General features: G+C 46.5%; 15 protein-coding genes and 1 pseudogene. 1 reads left to right on the top strand and 15 read right to left on the bottom strand.

Going from position 1 to position 20,424, the window contains the following annotated elements; genetic code table 11:
- From L5L77_RS20570 to ilvC, 12 genes and pseudogenes are all read right to left on the bottom strand, one after another.
- Positions 1 to 143: pseudogene (locus L5L77_RS20570) on the bottom strand (IS982 family transposase); the annotation flags it as partial.
- A gap of 282 nt (positions 144 to 425) precedes the next feature.
- Positions 426 to 1,289, bottom strand: a complete 864-nt coding sequence (locus tag L5L77_RS20575; protein ID WP_263186762.1) for a Tim44 domain-containing protein — start codon at positions 1,287 to 1,289, stop codon at positions 426 to 428.
- A 303-nt stretch (positions 1,290 to 1,592) separates the two neighbouring features.
- Positions 1,593 to 1,919, bottom strand: a complete 327-nt coding sequence (locus tag L5L77_RS20580) for a hypothetical protein (RefSeq protein ID WP_147250511.1) — start codon at positions 1,917 to 1,919, stop codon at positions 1,593 to 1,595.
- A gap of 695 nt (positions 1,920 to 2,614) precedes the next feature.
- Positions 2,615 to 3,133 carry a DUF4303 domain-containing protein gene (locus L5L77_RS20585; RefSeq protein WP_263141172.1) on the bottom strand — a complete coding sequence of 173 codons (519 nt, stop codon included), beginning with the start codon at positions 3,131 to 3,133 and terminating at the stop codon, positions 2,615 to 2,617.
- 47 nt (positions 3,134 to 3,180) lie between these two features.
- Complete coding sequence (locus L5L77_RS20590; protein ID WP_263186763.1) at positions 3,181 to 3,801, bottom strand: imm11 family protein; 621 nt, start codon at positions 3,799 to 3,801, stop codon at positions 3,181 to 3,183.
- Between the two features lie 502 nt (positions 3,802 to 4,303).
- Complete coding sequence (locus L5L77_RS20595; protein ID WP_263186764.1) at positions 4,304 to 4,564, bottom strand: hypothetical protein; 261 nt, start codon at positions 4,562 to 4,564, stop codon at positions 4,304 to 4,306.
- 1 nt (position 4,565) lies between these two features.
- Entirely contained in the window at positions 4,566 to 5,699 is a 1,134-nt protein-coding gene (locus L5L77_RS20600) for a pyridoxal-phosphate-dependent aminotransferase family protein (RefSeq protein WP_263186765.1), read from the bottom strand.
- A gap of 240 nt (positions 5,700 to 5,939) precedes the next feature.
- Positions 5,940 to 7,535: a threonine ammonia-lyase, biosynthetic gene (gene ilvA / locus L5L77_RS20605; protein WP_263186773.1), complete on the bottom strand. Its 1,596-nt coding sequence runs from the start codon at positions 7,533 to 7,535 to the stop codon at positions 5,940 to 5,942.
- 17 nt (positions 7,536 to 7,552) lie between these two features.
- A complete protein-coding gene (gene ilvD, locus L5L77_RS20610) occupies positions 7,553 to 9,412 on the bottom strand; it encodes a dihydroxy-acid dehydratase (RefSeq protein ID WP_263186766.1) in 1,860 nt (619 codons plus the stop codon).
- 57 nt (positions 9,413 to 9,469) lie between these two features.
- Positions 9,470 to 9,727, bottom strand: coding sequence for an acetolactate synthase 2 small subunit (ilvM, locus tag L5L77_RS20615; protein WP_006083459.1), 258 nt, complete (start codon positions 9,725 to 9,727; stop codon positions 9,470 to 9,472).
- Entirely contained in the window at positions 9,724 to 11,397 is a 1,674-nt protein-coding gene (gene ilvG / locus L5L77_RS20620) for an acetolactate synthase 2 catalytic subunit (protein ID WP_173913159.1), read from the bottom strand. Before ilvG ends, ilvM begins: the two co-directional genes overlap by 4 nt.
- Before the next feature lie 675 nt (positions 11,398 to 12,072).
- Positions 12,073 to 13,551, bottom strand: coding sequence for a ketol-acid reductoisomerase (ilvC, locus tag L5L77_RS20625; RefSeq protein ID WP_263186767.1), 1,479 nt, complete (start codon positions 13,549 to 13,551; stop codon positions 12,073 to 12,075).
- A 231-nt stretch (positions 13,552 to 13,782) separates the two neighbouring features.
- Between ilvC and ilvY the strand changes: the two genes are divergently transcribed.
- Positions 13,783 to 14,655 (top strand): HTH-type transcriptional activator IlvY, encoded by an 873-nt coding sequence (ilvY, locus tag L5L77_RS20630; RefSeq protein WP_263186768.1) that lies wholly within the window; start codon positions 13,783 to 13,785, stop codon positions 14,653 to 14,655.
- A gap of 192 nt (positions 14,656 to 14,847) precedes the next feature.
- On the opposite strand, the gene L5L77_RS20635 is transcribed toward ilvY, so the two are convergent.
- The 3 genes from L5L77_RS20635 to L5L77_RS20645 form a co-directional block, all read right to left on the bottom strand.
- On the bottom strand, positions 14,848 to 16,164 hold the full coding sequence (locus tag L5L77_RS20635) for a hemolysin family protein (protein ID WP_105250472.1): 1,317 nt from the start codon (positions 16,162 to 16,164) through the stop codon (positions 14,848 to 14,850).
- A 755-nt stretch (positions 16,165 to 16,919) separates the two neighbouring features.
- Positions 16,920 to 18,704 carry a GGDEF domain-containing protein gene (locus L5L77_RS20640; protein ID WP_263223378.1) on the bottom strand — a complete coding sequence of 595 codons (1,785 nt, stop codon included), beginning with the start codon at positions 18,702 to 18,704 and terminating at the stop codon, positions 16,920 to 16,922.
- Between the two features lie 45 nt (positions 18,705 to 18,749).
- Positions 18,750 to 19,778, bottom strand: coding sequence for an ABC transporter substrate-binding protein (locus L5L77_RS20645; protein ID WP_131524932.1), 1,029 nt, complete (start codon positions 19,776 to 19,778; stop codon positions 18,750 to 18,752).
- Between the last annotated feature and the right edge of the window lie 646 nt (positions 19,779 to 20,424).

Raw genomic sequence — 20,424 nt, forward strand, 5'->3', positions numbered from 1 at the left:
AAAAGTATGATGATGGTCATCACTTCGCTCATCGTCATACGGCCAGGGCGTTGACGCTTGCGTGTACCATCGGTTAACAGCGTTTTTTCCCATTCTGGAATGAAAACAGCGCAAAAATCATCGACATCGCAAAACACTTCCACTAATTTATGCATAGGCCCTCCGGTGTGATGGGGTTTCTCTTGGTCGAAAGATCCGATCACTTGGAGGGCTATTAGTTCAACATTTCTTATCCCGAGTTCAGGTTAATTAACTACTTTAAAATAATCAGCAAAGTCTTGCTGCCGCCAATAGTGAATGCGATGACAGCCGGATTTTTTCAATCTATCGATGACGTTGAACTGCTAGGGTAAGGCTGGATTGAAACGAAAGGGGATGTAAACAGCAGCCTTAAGAGATTAAGGCTGCTTTAAACACTGAGCTGATTACTGTTCGATACCCACAATTAACCAAGGTGAGTTGGCTTGCGTTACGTTACGCTCTAAATGCCAGATTTCCTTAATGTCCTCTTCTACGCCTTCAACGGTATCGCGATAGCGGCCGCTAAATTTAACACTCACTTCCGCAAGATTTGCATTGTGTGTGGCGCGGACAAGTTCTGCATCCAAAAACATCACTTCTGTGTGCTGATCGCCAACTAACTCGCGACGTTGGTTGCTGAGTTCATTGTAAAGATCAATAGAAACATACTCTTGGATTTTGCTTAAATCGTTTTCATTCCAAGCCAATTGTAGAGTTTTGTAATGACTGCGAGCGCCTTCCAAAAAGCCGGGTAAATCAAAACCCGCGGGTAAATTAAAGGGCACATCACTTGTCGATTGGCCAAAACCATTGCTGCCGCTGTTTGCATTGGTGGCAAAACCTGTTTGTTCAGTCTGTTGACGCTGCATATTCGGATTGGGTTGGCCAGCACCCGCATAGGCTGGTCTTGGCTGCGCACCCGCTTTTGAGGCCATCACAGTACGGACGATTTTGAATAGCACGAATGCCAGCAAACCGATAATCAAAATATCCATGATTTGAATATTTTCAAAACCACCGCCCATAAACAGCGCAGCCAATAAGCCACCTGCTAATAAACCGCCTAACATGCCGCCCATCATACCTTTTTTGCCCGGTGCTCCCGCTGGCGCCGTAGTCGGTGTGTTGGTCGCCGCTGGTTGAGCCGGAGCCGTTTGATGGCTTTTGCCGATAGATTTACTACCGCCGAATTTTTTCGCTTCAACGACTGGGCTAGTAACTAAGCTAACCGCAAAAATCATCGCCAGCATAATAAATAACTTTTTCATTTATAGGATCTTGTTCGTGTAATCTGAGGTGCTGCCATAATAGCGGGATGACATTATATGTCAATTAGCAAAAATCGGAGGCTGCGGAGCGAGGACTTCCTTCTTGCATCAAAACGTTTAATCCAGCTAGCTTAAAATGACTGCACAACTCAATTCACATCGCTACTCCAGTGACACGCCGTAAATATATCCCTATAGGCTCGACGACGGCATCCATGCCGTCAACGGTCACTTCCATATCAATGTGAATTCATTAGCATGGATGAAACAGTTAACATTTCCCTGTCTTTTCCCCTATCCTGTTCACTCTATCTTTACTGGCAACACGTACCTTCGACTTGCAGATTCGTAAGGGGATGGACAGGTGTAATCAATAACCATCTTAACGGTATAAAAGCTATCATTCGGAGTAAATCCTAAAACTTTAGGAGCTTCATCGGAAAGTGGTAATGTAGTCAAAAATGCAGCAATCTGGTTGTCATTTTTTTCAGCAAAAAAACTGCCAGTTCTAAAAGGACGGCAATCAGAATTAATAACTAAAGGCCCAACAACTTCGATTGACTGACCGATATCACCTTGAGGTTCAATTTTTATAATAAAGCCTAACTCCTTCGCCAATTCAGAAGTCACTATTTCCTCCACTATAGGTGATGATGCAATTGAACTATATGACACTAAAATCAAATAAATTAAACACAATATTCTAATCATCAAAAAATCCTTAGTGATAAATTCAGCGGAGTAATACTCCATATAAAGCAATAACATAATTCGATTTATGTTTTGCTTCAAACACTATTCATGTATCTACTATGCCACTATCATCCTGTCTTTTTAACTATGTTGCAGTTTATCTTGGGTGGTCTGATTTATGTCTTCTGATTGTTCAACATGGCTCAACTAAGAATGCGTCAAAAGATATGACAATTAGACTCTGTGACGTGAGAAGTGATTAAGCACTGTCATTCCAGTCACGCGCCAACTTTGGTTTAAAAATAAGTCATCCCTGAGGGCTCGACGGCTGCATCTGCTGTATATGGACATACGAATGTCGCGATCACATGAATGTGAATGAGCGACCATGCCGCCAACGGTCACTTACATGCCAGTGCTTAATCCCATAAACTACCGTACATTCTGATAGCCAGAACGACCCAAACCGAAGTCCAATCCCCAGATAGGGGGTAACCATCTCAGCAGTCATATCTTTTGAATCAAGATTTAGAATAATCGCCATGAAGAAAATATGCGTTTGTCCTATTTTTTTCATCTTTTTAAAAAAGATGATTATGTTTCTATTTTTATAGATAAATCTGTACGATTAATTAGTCAAACCTTAAAATAAATGCCATTGAAAGTGGTGCATCGTTTATTAATTTTGCAGAAGAGTTTTCTGTTTCCTCAGACTCATCGTCGTCAGTAATTGAAACAAAACACACTGTCGAATTTAGCTCAATAGGCAGTTCTCTTTTTATTCTGATTAGTACATTTGATAATGTCTGAATGAGTTCATTTTTAAACTTTGCAAAGTTTATTTCTCGAGATGAGTCCTCTCGAAGCATCTTACTTATTTTGGAGAAGGCTCCCGCATTATATCCATCATAAAACCACTCAGATACTGCCCATCTATAGTAATTTTCACACTCTATGCTCTGATCTTCTTCAGCAACGAGAATGCTTTTAAGCTTACCCTCAGAGCTAGCACTTAATGATGCTGACATGGCACTACTGTCAGTGTAAAGAGATACCGCATAGAATGCCTCATCTTTATTTTCTAACAATAACATCTTGATTGTATCGTATGTAATTTCAAAGCATTTTTCTTCTAACTCAATCCAGTCCATTATTCACTCCTTGTACTTAGCTTCAATATTTTCATTTTATGATACACTCAGTTCCATGCAGAATACTGATAATTATCATTTATTTCCTTAAAACTCACACCCGTTAAACCAAGAGCCTCGTACTCGTTTTTAAACTGAATAGAACATACAGAAGCCGCTATCTCGTTACAAAAGAATAAATGTTCACGAATATTATTCTTTATTTTAAATTTATCTATAGACTCATAATATGTCTTCTTTAACCCACGTACCTCTTGCGTGTTCAATTTTCCAGAATCTAAGTCAATCGAGATAGTATAAGTGGACTCATCCTTATCTAAGATAGACAAATAACTTATTGGAAAAAATAAAAAGTACTTTTTCTGCGGCCGAACTCCTCGATGCAGGTTAATATCGACAGGAATACGAATACACTTAACATTTAATTTTTCACACAAGTATAACATTTCATTAGAAACTAAATTTTCATCAACCAAATAATCACCATTCAGTTGATATGTTTTTGCTTTAAGAGAATAAGCATTTAAAAAATCACCCTCACATGGTGGTGAGTCATAAAACTCATAGTCAGGTAGCTCAGGAGTCCAATGTTTATCCATAAAATACGGTATTCCCTTACCATCAGGATCTGATTGGACAATAAAAAATGGCTGTAGATTTGTACTCAAAATAACTACCCTGTAATAGGTTAAAAGTTTAATGTCCCTAAGAAAGCATTAGCGCAAACTTGAATTTATTTTAAACATCGTTTTACTCTGTTGCTAGCCATAATATTCCTTCGCAAGTCAAAAAAGCTTAACGAGCCACCCATTGTTAAATTCTCGGTATTAAATTATCGGAATGCATAATTATAAATAACAGACTATCAGGTATACCAAGGGTTTAACTGGATTAAGCACTGTCGTGGAAGTGACCGTTGGCGGCATGGTCGCTCATTCACATCCATGTGTTCGCGACATTCTAGTCTTGTTATAAATCTAGCCATATATAGCAGATGCCGCCGTAGGGCCGATAGGGTCAACTTATTTTTTAAACTAAAGTCGGCGAGTCACTGGAATGACAGTGCTAAATCAATATTACCTGCTGCCAAAAGCGATTTTATTAACAAAATTAAAAAATCCCCGCATTGCGGGGATTGTCGTTTAATCAAAACCACTAAAACTAACTAAGTTACAAACACTTTCCATCCGATGAATCATCGGAAGAAAGTGCTCGACTGATGCCGCCGAAGATGACACTCAAGAAGCCGATACCGACATCTTTTTGTCGCTCATCGGCGCTGCCCATATCGTGGCCACTCGCCTCACGCATACTTTGATTATTGTTTGTTCCGCGCACAAAATCGCAGGACGCATTGCTGGTATTGTTCACCGAACAAGCACTGAGCAAAGCGATCATTAGGCCGCAAAGAGCAAGGCGTAATTTTGGCATATTAGTTCAACACTTCTTCTAATGCCTTGAGGCATAAAGAAACATTCTCACGGCGGGCACCAAAGCCCATTAGACCGATACGCCATGCTTTACCCGCAAGGGCGCCAAGGCCTGCACCGATTTCGAGGTTGTAATCCTTCAGCAAACGAGTGCGCACTGCGGCATCATCCACACCTGCGGGGATATAAACCGTATTCAGCTGCGGTAGGCGATAATCTTCGGCAACCACAAAGTTTAGCCCTAATCTTTCCAGCCCAGCACGCAGCACTAAGTGCATGTCATGATGGCGTTGCCACGCATTTTCTAAACCTTCGGCCGCCAACATACGCAGGGATTCATGTAGTGCATAAAGTGCATTAACGGGCGCAGTGTGATGGTAACTGCGTTTGCCGCCAGCACTGGTCCAATAGGCCATCACTAAGCTTTGATCGAGGAACCAGCTTTGCACTGGGGTCTTGCGATTCTTGAGTTTTTCGACGGCAACAGGCGAGAAAGACACTGGCGATAAACCCGGTACACATGAGAGGCATTTTTGACTGCCAGAATAAATGGCATCTATGCCCCATTCATCGACTCTTAACTCGACACCGCCAAGGGAAGTCACCGCATCAACTATGCTCAAGCAACCATAGGTTTTGGCTAATGCGCACAAGGTTTTGGCATCGGACAAGGCGCCAGTAGAAGTTTCGGCGTGCACAAAGGCTAAAAATTTGGCATCGGGGTTGGCCTTAAGCGCAGCTTCAACTGCAGCAGGGTCGACAGGCGTGCCCCACTCATTGTCCACCAGCACGGCAATGGCGCCGACGCGCTCGACGTTTTGGCGCATACGCTCACCAAACACACCGTTACGACAGACAATCACCTTCTCACCCGGCTCGACTAAGTTAACGAAACAGGTTTCCATGCCCGCACTGCCCGGCGCTGATACCGCCATGGTCATTTCGTTTTTAGTTTGGAAGGCGTATTGGATCAGACTCTTAAGCTCATCCATCATGCCCACAAACAGCGGGTCTAAGTGGCCAACCGTAGGTCTGGACTGCGCCGCAAGCACTTCGGGATAAACATCCGACGGGCCAGGGCCCATTAAAATACGGCGAGGAGGATTAAAAGCGGTAAAACGCGGTGCTGGTAACATCATGTCTCCTTAATGCGTGTAGGTCGAGGTCTAGATATTAATTCGTTATTCGTTAGCCATTCTGCTTTAAAAACCAGCGAGTTAACCATCAGCGGATTAAGTCAGCGACTTAACAGTGGCGCGCTAATCGGCGGCTAGAGTATTAAGTCTACAAAACTACCACAAAAAGGAGCGCCTGTGCGCTCCTCCTTTAGCCTTAGTTGTGTTAGTCATAACTATCACGCACATGGTGCGCTAAGGTTATAACGCCTTGTTGCCGTTACCCGCATTTAAAAACAGCTGATAGGCAGGACTTTGAGTTTCCTCTTGATAGACAAAACCCAACTCAGTTAAAAACTGTTGGAACGGCAAAGCATCACTCGCGGGCACTTCAAACCCAGCCAGCACTCGACCAAAGGCCGCGCCGTGGTTGCGATAATGGAACAAGCTAATGTTCCATTTACTCTGCAATGTGGTCAAAAACTTCAGCAGCGCACCGGGATGCTCGGGGAACTCGAAGCTAAATAAACGCTCCTCTAAAGGCTCGGGTGGATGGCCGCCGACCATGTAACGCACATGCAATTTCGCGGTTTCATCGCCGGATAAATCCTGCACTTCGAAGCCATTGGCCTCTAAGGTTGCAATGATTTGTTCAAGTTCGCCTTGGCCTCGGCTTAGGCGAATGCCTGCAAACACGACGGCAAGATCACGACTACTGAAACGATAGTTAAACTCTGTCATCACCCGCTTATCGAGTAACTCACAGAATTTTAAGAAACTTCCCGGACGCTCAGGGACTTTCACCGCCAGTACCGCTTCTTTCTGCTCGCCAAGCTCACAGCGTTCGGACACATAACGCAGACTGTGAAAATTCACATTCGCGCCACTTAAAATCGCCGCGACTTTTTCACCATTGCCGCAATCACCATTGGCATTAGCGCTGACATATTTTTTAAGCCCAGCTAAGGACAAGGCCCCTGCGGGTTCGGCTATCGCACGGGTATCTTCGAAGATATCTTTCACCGCAGCGCAGATTTCATCCGAGGTGACGGTGACTACTTCATCGACATACAGTTTGGCGACTCGAAACGGCTCAGTACCGATACGCTTCACCGCCACACCGTCGGCAAATAAACCGACTTGCGCCAGTGTCACAGGTTCGCCCGCTTCCATCGCCGCCTTTAAACAAGCGGCGTCTTCTGGCTCGACGCCGACAATCTTCACCTGCGGCATTACCGCCTTATAATAGGCTGCGATACCCGCGATTAAACCGCCGCCGCCCACGGGCACAAATACCACTTCGAGATCGCGCTGCTGCTGCAACATCTCTTGGGCGATAGTGCCTTGGCCTGCGATCACGGCTTCATCATCGAAGGGCGCGATATAGACTCGGCCCTCATCTTTGGCCATTGCCATCGCAAAGCCATTGGCTTGATCGAAGGCTTGGCCGTGCAATACCACGTTGCCACCTAAACGGCGCACCGCATCGACTTTAATGTCGGGCGTCGTCTCCGGCATCACAATCACAGCATCCACACCGCGACTCGCCGCCGACATCGCCACACCCTGAGCATGATTGCCCGCCGAAGCACACACCACGCCGCGCTGACATTCTTCTTTCGTCAGCTGGGCAATACGGTTATAGGCACCGCGTAACTTGAAGGAATGCACTGGCTGCATATCTTCGCGCTTCAAAAATACCTGACAACCTAAACGCGCCGATAACTTGTTCATGCTTGAAAGCGGCGTGACTTTCGCTATGTCATACACAGATGACAACAGGATTTTTTGCAGATAGCTTTGTGCCAACTGAAAATGGGCTAAATCCGCCTGAGCTTGTGATGAGAATGGCAACATAGATGCAGTAAACATAATTAGTCCTCCAGTTTACTGCGATCGCGCACCGCGCCCTTGTCGGCACTGGTGGCGAGCATGGCGTAAGCCTTAAGTGCGAGTGACACATAACGCTCGCGACCGACAGGTTTCCACGCCATTGGGCCACGCGCTAACATGGCCTCGCGGCGAGCATTGAGTTCAGCATCGCTTAACGCCAGCTTGATACTGCGCTTGGGGATATCAATCTCGATGCGATCGCCATTTTCAATCAAGGCGATTGTGCCGCCCGCTGCCGCTTCGGGTGAGACGTGGCCGATAGATAAACCTGAAGTGCCACCGGAGAAACGACCGTCGGTTATCAGCGCACAGGCCTTGCCTAAGCCGCGTGATTTTAAGTAACTGGTTGGGTACAACATTTCTTGCATACCCGGGCCGCCTTTCGGGCCTTCGTAACGGATAACAACCACGTCGCCCGTTACCACTTCGCCGCCTAAAATACCCGCCACTGCGTCATCTTGGCTTTCATAGACACGCGCCGAGCCGATGAAGGTCAGATTCGATTCATCCACGCCCGCCGTTTTAACGATACAGCCGTTTTCGGCCACATTGCCCGACAATACGGCAAGCCCGCCCTCTTGGCTGAAAGCAAACTCGCGGCTACGGATACAACCTTCTTGCCTGTCGTTATCCAGTGACGGCCAGCGACAATCTTGGCTAAAGGCTTTAGTGGTCGGAATCCCCGCAGGCCCCGCCATAAAGAAGTGTTTTACTTTTTCATCTTGCGTCTGCATCACATCGTACTGGGCCAATACCGATTTCAAATTGCCACCCTCATCGGCCGCCACATGGAACACATCGGTATGCAGTAATCCGGCTCTGTCGAGTTCGCCTAAAATCCCCATCACGCCGCCCGCACGGTGCACGTCTTCCATATGATATTTAGGCGTCGATGGCGCAACCTTACAAAGGTGCGGCACTAGGCGCGACATACGGTCGATATCCGCCATGGTAAAATCAACATCGGCCTCCTGCGCGGCGGCCAATAAATGCAATACGGTATTAGATGAACCGCCCATGGCGATATCTAAGGTCATGGCATTTTCGAAGGCTTTGAAGTTGGCGATATTACGTGGCAATGCCGATTCATCATCTTGATGATAATAACGTTTTGCCAACGCCATCACGCGCCGACCCGCTTCTAAAAACAGCTCGCGGCGGTCGCTGTGGGTTGCCAGCATAGAACCGTTACCCGGCAACGACAAACCTAAGGCTTCAGTTAAACAGTTCATTGAGTTGGCGGTAAACATGCCAGAGCAAGAGCCACAGGTTGGGCACGCGCTACGCTCGATTTTGGCACTATCCTCATCGCTCACATTCGAGTCGGCGCCCGCCACCATAGCATCGACTAAATCGAGCTTAATGAGCTTATCCGACAGCTTAGTTTTACCCGCTTCCATCGGTCCGCCTGAGACAAACACCACGGGAATATTGAGGCGCAGCGCCGCCATCAACATGCCAGGGGTGATCTTGTCGCAGTTGGAGATACACACTAAAGCATCGGCGCAGTGGGCATTAACCATGTATTCCACACTGTCGGCGATAAGCTCCCGCGATGGCAGGCTATAAAGCATGCCACCGTGGCCCATGGCGATACCGTCATCGACGGCGATCGTATTGAATTCTTTGGCGATACCGCCCGCTTCTTCGATGGCGCTCGCCACCAGTGAGCCCATGTCTTTTAAGTGCACATGGCCCGGTACAAACTGAGTAAAGGAGTTAGCAATGGCGATAATTGGCTTACCAAAATCATTGTCTTTCACCCCTGTGGCGCGCCATAACGCACGGGCACCCGCCATATTGCGGCCTTCGGTACTGGTAGCTGAACGTAACTTTGGCATTGACTGTATCCTTTATCTCAAATCGAAAATCGTATTCTTAATTCACATGACGAATGCTTAAGCATTTGCCGTTTGTTGCAAGCTCAGTGGTAACAATACCTTACACTGGGTCACATCAATCAGTTTATTCAGCTGATTACTTAACAGTTCGATGGCACGTTCGCTATCGACTTCCATATCCAGCGACAGGCTCGCATCGTCATTCATGCGCATCTGCATTTGGGTAATCGTAAAGCCACGATGGCGAGTCACGCGCAGGACACGCTCAAGCACTTCGGGGCGTTGTTGAACCGTTAATTCCAGAGAGTGGATCATGTTTGTTTCTCCATTTCGTCCATCATATCGCTGTTTGATGCGCCGGGGGGCACCAGTGGCCAAACGTTAAAAGCATCGTCGATTGCAACGTGTAACAAATACGGGCCCTTAGCCGCTAACATTTCGGTTAAGGCTTCTTCCACTTCGTCGGAAGAAAAAATCGTGCGGCCGGGAATATCAAAAGCGGAGGCCAATAAGACAAAATCAGGGTTATCGGATAAATCCGTTTCACTGTAGCGCTCTTCAAAAAATAGCTGTTGCCACTGCTTCACCATGCCAAGCTTTTGGTTATCAACCAGCACGATTTTCACTGGTAGCTTGCGGCGTTTGATGGTGGTCAGCTCCTGCACATTCATCATAAAAGAACCATCACCAGAGACAGTCACCACAGTCGCATCGGGACGGGCCACTTGCGCACCAATCGCGGCGGGTAAGCCAAAGCCCATAGTGCCTAAGCCCGCGCTGGACAGATGATCTTCTGGACGGCGGAACCACATATGCTGGGCCACCCACATTTGGTGCTGGCCCACATCGCAACAAACAACATTGTCCTCGGGTAACTTATTGGCTAAACGGCGCAGCAGCGCAGGGGCGTAAATCAAACTGCCGGGGTGTTGATAATCCCATTGATGCTTACGGGATAAATGCTCCACCTCGGCCTGCCAAGGCGTGATGTTCATCGACATGGCTAAGGCAGGCAAGATTTGACGTAAGTCACCGGCTATCGCCACCTCTGGCATACGTAACTTGCCCAGCTCAGCGGCGTCTATGTCTAAATGGATCACTTTGGCCTTGTCGGCAAAGCTCGCTAAACGGCCGGTGACTCGGTCGTCGAAACGGGCGCCCACCACGATCAACAAATCGCAATCCTGTACCGCTAAGTTAGCCGCTTTGCCACCATGCATGCCTAACATGCCTAAGTAACCTGGCGTGCCGTGGGCGATACTGCCAAGCCCTTTCAAGGTCGCGACCGAAGGTATACCCGTTACTTTGATAAACTCACGCAGTTGATCGACCGCGCCCGCCATGCCCACACCGCCACCGACATACAACATAGGTTGTTTCGCTTCTGCCAACAGCGCACGGGCAGCCTCGATATCACTCATCTCGGCTTGGGGTTCGTTCATGACGGCCAGCAAAGGTGTACGGTATTCAAGGTGAGCAAGTTGGATATCCTTCGGGATATCGACCAACACAGGGCCAGGGCGGCCGGATGCGGCGATCTCAAAAGCTTGATACAAGGTTGGGATCAGGTCGTTGATGTTTGTCACCATAAAACTGTGCTTAGTGCAGCTCAGTGACATGCCCAGCACATCGATTTCTTGAAACGCATCAGTGCCGATAACGGCGGTAGAAACTTGGCCTGTGATAGCCACGATAGGCACTGAATCTAACAACGCATCGGCAAGCGAGGTGATAAGGTTAGTCGCGCCTGGGCCTGAAGTCGCAAAGCACACGCCAGTTTTACCGCTGGCTCTTGCGTATCCTACGGCAGCAAAGGCGGCGCCTTGTTCGTGACGGCTGAGCAGATGTTCGACAGGGCTTCCATAGAGGGCATCGTATATTGGCATAATGGCACCACCTGGGTAACCAAACACTGTGGTGACTCCATGTGCTGCTAACACTTTGATTACCGCGTCTGCACCTCTGATCATCTGCCCTGGTTCCATATTCTCTCTCGCTACGTTAGTCCTGAATTGCCGAAAATCGACGCTAATTTTTTACTCTTTCGAAGCTTAGAACCTTACTCTAGGCCCTGAAACGAAGAACCCCCCGGTCCTTTCGGAGCGGGGGGTTCTTTCGAAACTTTTAACCTTTTAGGTCTATCAGTTCGCCATGCGCCGCCCCCGCTGTGATTTAATAATCACGACGGTAATAATCACGAGAATGAGCTTGGCAGCTTGGTTAAACATCAATATGGATTCCTAATCGGTGTTTCTAAAATTTGGGTATTGAATGAAAGTTAGTATCGCTTTGGGCTTTGCCCTAGCGCGAGCTATTAGCTTTACCATAAAGCAACGGCCAAACACAATAAAAAATATCTTTTGTCAAAAAAAATTCAGCTTCCCTGCCGAGACAATGCAAAACAACAAAGTAAAACGTTAACTGTTGAGCCTCAGTCGGCGCGATTCACCTACTTAACGATAGACTCACTAACTGTGTCGTTTTTGCCCGCTCGACAACCCACTGAACAGGAAAAATTTGTTTCTCACTAAACTGATTCATCACTAAGCAAGCTCAAGATGCGCGTTTCACTATCTTGAGCTTGCTTGGGAACTGAGCTGAGACCCAAGTCCTTTGAGTCTCAACCCTCTCCCCCAATGCTGGGCTTAACTCACTATCACTTAAGCCTCAACAATGCTCTTCATATCTGTCATGTAACCGCGAAGCTCAGCGCCAACATATTCCACTGCCGTTTCACGAATCGCTTCGTTAACAGCGATGAGCGTTAGGTTGTCGACACCGGTTGCGCTGTCTTTCAGGCCAGCACCTAAATACTCAGATGACATGGCATTAACATAGTCACGCAGCATAGGTACGGCAGCGTGATTGAACAGGTAGCAACCGTATTCGGCTGTGTCTGAAATCACTACGTTCATTTCGTACAAACGCTTACGAGCAATCGTGTTAGCGATCAGTGGGGTTTCGTGCAGTGACTCGTAATAAGCCGACTCTTCCACAATACCCGCAGACACCATAGTATCGAACGCCAGTTCCACACCCGCTTTGATCATAGCAACAAGGAAAATACCTTTGTCGAAATAGGTTTGTTCGTCGATATGCTCGCTCGATACGGGCGCATTTTCGAAACCTGTTTCGCCAGTTTCGGCTCTCCAACGCAGTAAGTTCGCATCATCGTTTGCCCAGTCTTCCATCATAGTGCGTGAGAATTCGCCGCTGATGATGTCATCCATGTGCTTTTCAAATAATGGTTGCAGAATTTCTTTTAAATCTTCTGCAATTTCAAATGCTTTAATCTTGGCTGGATTAGACAAACGGTCCATCATGTTAGTGATGCCGCCGTGTTTCAGCGCTTCAGTGACCGTTTCCCAACCTTGCTGGATAAGCTTGGCCGCATAGCCTGGCTCAACGCCATCGGCGATCATTTTCTCGTAACCTAAGATGGCACCCGTCTGCAACATACCGCACAGAATGGTCTGTTCGCCCATCAGATCCGATTTCACTTCTGCGATGAAAGACGACAGTAAAACACCGGCTCTGTCTCCACCCGTTGCGCTAGCGTAGGCTTTAGCAATCTCTAAACCGTCACCGTTTGGATCGTTTTCTGGGTGAACTGCGATAAGGGTAGGCACACCAAAACCACGTTTGTATTCTTCACGCACTTCAGTACCTGGGCACTTAGGCGCAACCATCACCACAGTGATGTCGGAACGAACTTGCATACCCTCTTCAACGATGTTGAAGCCGTGTGAGTAAGACAAGGTAGAGCCTTGCTTCATCAGTGGCATAACCGCGTTAACCACGTTTGAATGCTGTTTGTCCGGCGTCAGATTAAGGACCAGATCCGCCGCGGGGATTAATTCTTCAAAGGTACCGACACGGAAACCGTTATCGGTTGCTTTTTGCCATGAGGCACGTTTCTGTTCAATCGCTTCAGGACGCAGGGTAAAAGAGATATTCAGACCCGAATCACGCATGTTCAAGCCTTGGTTAAGACCTTGAGCACCACAACCTAAAATAACAATATTCCAATCTTTGATGTAGTTACAGCCGTCGCTAAACTCAGAACGATCCATGAAACGACATTGGCCAAGCTGTGCTAATTGTTGACGTAAATTCAGAGAGTTAAAATAGTTAGCCATCTGATATACCACCTATAAGTCAGAAATTTTGGACGCAACCAAACTAACATAATGTTACGACTTGGTTGTGATTGAAATCACTATAACCCATGCTTATCATTGCTTAAAATGATATATTCGGAACTTCATATTGCATTATGCGCAACGTCAGCCGCAATAACGCTCAGTAACACTGGCAGCAACATCGGCGGCAATATGCAGCACTCAAGCTCAGGCTAAACAGGATAAGTTATGGATATTCGTACCCTCAAATTGTACCTGCACTTATGTGACAGTTTGCACTTCGCCAAGACCGCGGAGCAGATGCATGTGAGCCCATCGACCTTAAGCCGAGCTCTGCAAAGATTAGAAGAGGAAGTAAACGCTAAGCTGTTAGAGCGGGATAATCGCAGCGTGACCTTAACCCACGCTGGACACGAGTTTAAGCGATTCGCCGAGCAGACCTTGAACCATTGGAGCACACTCAAGCACAGTATCGATCTCAAGCAGGACGTGCTACGCGGTCGGTTAAATCTGTATTGCTCGGTCACCGCTGCTTACAGTCATTTACCGGGTTTATTGGATTTATTCCGCCAAGAACATCCCTTCGTCGAGATTGCTTTAACCACGGGAGATGCAGCCAACGCGCTAGCAGAAGTGCAGCAGAATCGCGCCGATATCGCCATCGCTGCCCTGCCGGATCCTTTCCCCTGCAGCTTACATTTTGCCAAAATCGACGATGTTCCGCTGTCGATTATCGCACCGACGATCCGCTGTGCAGTACAGCAACAAGTTAGCCAAACGCCCATCGATTGGTCGAGCGTGCCCTTTATCATCCCAGATCACGGCCCAGGACGGCGCCGCGCCGATAACTGGTTCAAACAAATGGGCATCAGCCCTAATATTTACGCCCAAGTTTCGGGCCAAGAAGCGATCACCTCTATGGTGGCGTTAGGTTGTGGCGTGAGCATGAGCCCAGAGGTGGTAATCAATAACAGCCCAGTGCGTGATCGCATTCAGCTGCTCTCGTCGCCGGTGGCGATTCCACCGTTCGAGTTAGGTTGCTGCTGCAAGGTGAAACGACTTGATGATCCCATCGTTAATGCGTTTTTGGATGTGATTTAAACGGGGAAGTAATACAAAATAAAAGTGCGAGTGAATAGTTTCAACGAGATAGAAAACCGAAACGGCTCTCAAAAAGCTAAAAACTTAGCTAAAGAGAACCGCTTCACTATCGAACAGTTGCGATCAAATTGGTGCTAACGAGCTATTGCCACAGGATTTCTATCGCAAGGCAATCAACACAAGATGACAGGATTACACATCCGGCGAGTTGAGCTTATCAATAGGATCGATACGGGTCACCAATAACTGATCGACCTTGTACGAATCGATATCGACCACCTCAAATTTATAGCCCGCATAGTTCACGAAATCCGTACGCTTAGGGATTTTACGCAGCATATACATCATAAAACCAGCAATGGTTTCGTAGTTCTGATTATGCGGAAACTCCTCAATACCAAAGGCGCGCATTACGTCGGTAATAGGCGTCACACCGTCGACTAACCAAGAGTTGCTATCACGGGCGATGATCTGCTCTTCGCTCTCGTGCAATGACCAAGCCCCCATTACGGCGCGCTGTAGATCGTTAGTAGTCACAATCCCCACCACTAAGGCGTATTCGTTCATTACCACGGCAAAATCGGCGCGACTATTTTTAAAGTATTCCATCGCTTCTGACAGGCTCAGCGTATCGGGAATGATCAGCGAAGTATGGATTAAGTTACTGCCTTTTAAGATGATATTCTCACCGTTGATCACCCGGATCAGCAATTCTTTCGCATCCACGAAGCCTTTGATCATATCCAACTGACCATCGCAGACGAGGAACTTAGTATGGGGATCTTCAGAAATTTTACGCTTGATATCTTCTTCACTGTCTTGCAGTAAAAAGTACACTAAGCTTTCACGGGCCGTCATGGCCGAAGTCACAGAAACGGTTTGCATTTCAAACACATTTTCCATCATCTGTTGCTCACCGCGATCTAGCACCCCAGCTTCGGCACCCGCATTCATGACGGCATAAATGTCGTCGGAGGTGATGGCATCGTTACGCACGGTTGGGATCTGCAGCAGTTTAAAGATACCACTCGCCATGCCATTGAAAAACCACACTAATGGGCGTAATAGCACAATACAGAAAGACATAGGCCCGACAACAGCTAAAGCGACAGGCTCAGGCATCGCCATGGCAATGCGTTTTGGCATTAAATCGGCGACTAAAATAAAGGCGCTGGTTACCGTTATGAAGGATAAAACAAAGCTCAATTGGCTCAGCCAAGGCTCGGCAACTAAAGGGGAAAGCAACTGATAGAAGTAAGGCCGAAATGCCGACTCACCCACAATACCGCCCATGATGGCAACGGCATTAAGACCAATTTGTACTACCGTAAAAAAGCTACCGGGAACGGCTTGTAACTGCAGCACTTTTTCTGCTCGTGCATCGCCCTCATCGGCTAACTGACGTAAACGAATTTTACGTGAAGCGGCAAGTGCAATTTCTGACATAGAGAAAAAACAACTCGCGCCGATTAGACACAATATAATCATCACGTTATCAAAGAGACTCATGTAACACCTTTCATTTAACACTGGACTAACTAGGACCAACCCGCGCCTTATTGCTCGCGAGTCAGTTGAATTCATTGTATTTGAGCAAAGTTTGCTTTGTCTGGTCGCTGCACAACAAAATTGTATTGACCACTTTCACCCCTGAGATGAATGAGCGCTTAGATGACAATCCTAAGGGTGCACTCAGTATATCTGCAAATTCACGAGTTATGCGTGACTCCGCTCTCGCAGCCCACGCATAGCGCTAATGCACTTGCATCATTTAAGTAATGTTTTATGCCTAAGCGACTGAATATACATCATTTAATTGTTTTACTCGACTCGATGGCATTAGACATCCGAGCGCGGTGGCTTTGATATTGAGCTGCTAGAACGTACATTTAAGCCAATAGAATTGACTATGCAGTCGTGGCTTTGCTTAGTTGCGTTACGTAAAATACGTCCAGAATGGCAGCATGGATGTCACTCAGAGTGCATCGCTAAATCGACAATAGGCGACAGATTATATCTCATCTGCCGCCTAATATTACCTCACCTTGAGTAATTTTTATCTTAGCGACTTATCTACAGCTGTGTTTCACATAAATGTTATCAATTAGTTAGCATGATTGAGGACGTCTGTGGCGTGGTGATGCTAACCGAATATGTCTCCAATTTTGCAGCATAGCGCCTAGACTCTTGAAGCTCAGTAGCCAATCCAGCAACGTGTTGGGATATCTTGGCGAAAGAGTAACGTCACCTTCAACCGGCTCCCATTAAATCACTTCAACCTCGACTCTATTGCGACCTTTATCCTTAGCGCGATAGAGGCAAACATCGGCGCGGCGTAATACGTCGGCCATCTTAAACCCAGAGATCTTATCTAATGGCAAAAACACGCTGCCAATACTGATCGTCACCACAGCCAAGGGAGATACTTGATGGGGAATATTGAGTTGCTCAACGAGATAACACAGTTGCGTAGCAATAGCCGTTAACTGTGCTGGCGTGACCTGCTCGACGACCAAAGCAAACTCTTCACCACCAATGCGAGCCAATAGAGCATTGTGCGGCAGGATATCGCACTGTGCTAAGGCATCAGCCACCCGTTTAAGCACAGTATCGCCTTCAAGATGACCATAAGTGTCGTTGTAGGATTTGAAATAATCGATATCTAACATTAACAATCCCGCTGGAGTGTTAGCTTGTAGCACAGTAGCTAATCTTTCAGTAAAGGGTCGTCTATTAGCTAAGCCAGTTAACTCATCGGTCTCAGCCATCACCTTTAACTGGCTATTCGCGGCAACCAGCGCTTGTTGTAGCACTATCATCTGACGCTCTTTCTGTTCGCGTAGCAGTAACTCGTTCAATGCGGAGGCGAATTGGGTCAGCATATTCTTTTTCTGGGCGTTCCAATTTAATGGCCGCGACACAGTCGACAGCGAGAGCAATCCCAATAACTCCTCAGCATTTTTAATCGCAAAGGCGGCAATCGAACATATCCCCACGGATTTCATTACCTCATATTCCTGTGGTGAAAAAGCCTTTAACGCCTCAAGATCCTCAATGACTAAGGTCGATTCCGTCTCGAATTTTTTAGCCAGTTGAGCAATATTATCTACCGAAATCACTTGGACCTTATTTGCGTGTAAGTCACTGGTCCAAAAGCTGCGGTAATAGGCATGCTGCTGATTGAATTCAAGAAGACTCACCCTTTCAACATCAAATAACTGACCTATTTTGTGGCATACTTCAGTTAAGGTTTTATCCACATTGCAGGTATCTATGCTCAAAAATTGCAACGAAATCTCTGCCAACAATTGATTCGACTGCGACTGCCAATCTAATTCTTTAGTTCGTTCTTTGACTAAGTCAGACAATAAATGCTGCTGTTGTTGCAGTGCACGTTGCTGACGTTTATTGATGGCTAAATCATTACGTATCCTTTGATACATACCCTTAAGTGACAATGCCACATGGGCTATTTCATCGGGTCTTGCGGTTACCGTCTCGGGCACAGATAACTTTTTTAACGAGTTAAGATTGATTTTATTAGTGAAATCTTCCAGTGCCGACAATCTATCTGTCACCATGAGTCGCACTAAGGTCAAAATCAAATAAATCATCAATAGGGTCTTTAACCCATTACCGAGCACGATAAAAATCAACTGCCGCCACAGCTCGTAGTAAAGCCGATTGGTATCTAACCCTACGGTCAAAGTCGCTATCGACTGCTCTTGATAGGTCACAGGATAGTGAAATAGAGTTTGCGACTCATCATCGGTTAACAAAGGTTTACCCAGATGCATAGTGACGCCATCGATACTGTCTAAATGTACACTCGACACTAATGGCATCATCCCCAGTCCAGAGAGCAAATCCGATAACAAGCTACGGTCGACGTCCCACAGTGACTTCGCCACGCTTGGCAAAATAGATTCTGAATACTCGCGGATATCCGAAGTCGCATTATCGATACTATCCTGATAGTTCCAAATCAACTGTACCAGCATAGTTAATACAGCAAAAAACGAGCTCACCCCAATAATAATCAGCGTCATCTTGTGGCTAATAGAATGATTACGATGCTTCATGTACACCTGTTATTACGCCTTGAGGGGCAACTTATTCAAAATCTGAGACTGGAAAATCTGTGGCCAATCTCGAGCAACTAACATTTGATAAAATGCCGAATCTGGTTGCAAAACACCGAACAAAGCAACATTGTCATAGGGGAGATATTTTTTATGCTGCTGATAATATTGCAATTCGACCAAACCTAAAGCGCCAACCAAAAAATGCCCGCCACCAATAACACTCACAGAGTGCTGGCGACAAAGCTGTAAAATCTCAGGTGAAGTATTGATCGTACCGACAAATACATCTTTACCAGACACCAAACCTTTTTCCTTCAATGCCTTAAGCACCCCAATCGCCATACGATCACTGGCGGTCCAAATCACATTCAGATCAGGATAACGATTCAGCAGGGTTAACGCTTGCCCATAAGCCACAGCCTCACTCCATTGGCCATAAACCGTTTGAGTCAGAGTGGCATTGGACTGCATAAAGAAATAGTCACTGGCGCCTTGGGTTCGTAGCACTGAAGCAGGCGTCGATTTATCGCCCGAAATCAACAGAACTTTAGCCGCCTTTCCCTCTAAGTCGTCCATTAAGGCCTTAGCGGTCGCCGAACCAATAGCGTAATTATCGGGAATAATGGCGGGTAACAGATATTCTTGCCAATGGGGATCTTGCAGCAAAGCATCACGCTCGCCAGGGGAAATATCATTTAAAATCAATTGCACATAGACAGGGTGAGGATAAAGCGCCTGCAGCATTTTTATCGCGGATTGTTTTTCATTAACCAGAATAACGTAATTAGGTAACGCCTTTGCAGAAGCTAACAACTCATCGAGTAGAGTGATCATCTTGAAGTGATTGCGATCGGAATGAATGATATCGAGTTTAATATCGAGTGTCGTCGATGCCGCCAACATCAATTGGTCGACATCTCCCCAAAAACTGTCATCGACAGCCCCAGGATTAAAGAAAACCACATCGAGTTTTGCCCATGCTGCCCCACCAAAACCCGCAGTACAGATAAACACACACGCTAACATCCACGAACGCATAGGCGAGTTCTCCTCGACCATGTTCCCTCAAATGTCATCCTTCACAAGAGGTCACTTTATTATTATCGATTCACAACCTTGTTACCGCATCGCCGCCCAAAATGTTGCTAAAATCGGCAGCAGATGTTTCGATTAAACCACAAAATGATACAAAGTATACTTTATATGCTGACTATTTATTCCGACACCCTGTCTGTATAAGGAGTTCGAGTGGCTCAGTAGCAGAATGTTTATGGGGATGTAAGTGGCGGCCTTATGCTCAGTCTTGCGACCTAACCACGGAGAAAATGACGGGGACTTAAAAGGAATACAAGTTAGAACTCAGACGTTAATGCGGCCTAGCGGTCAAGTTGAATCAAGGTCGTGGGGAGGGGAACCATGATTTTCAGTGGAGGGTCAACCAACTGAGACTGTGCAACGATGCCCTCATATAATGGCATAGGTTGACTAACCTCTATTAACTGATTGAAATAATTAAATATAACTATCAAGCACTCAATCTATTCAGTGGTAATCATTTCTCCCAGAATCAATCCGTTATAACTCATATTCATTCAAAGGCACTAAATTGTGCTTGCGACTCTTCTTTTAATCGGTCGCAACATACACCTTCAATCGTCTCGATATACTCCAAGTGCTGTGTAGC

It is taken from the genome of Shewanella sp. SM29 (genome assembly GCF_025654245.1).
Classification (GTDB): domain Bacteria; phylum Pseudomonadota; class Gammaproteobacteria; order Enterobacterales; family Shewanellaceae; genus Shewanella; species Shewanella oncorhynchi.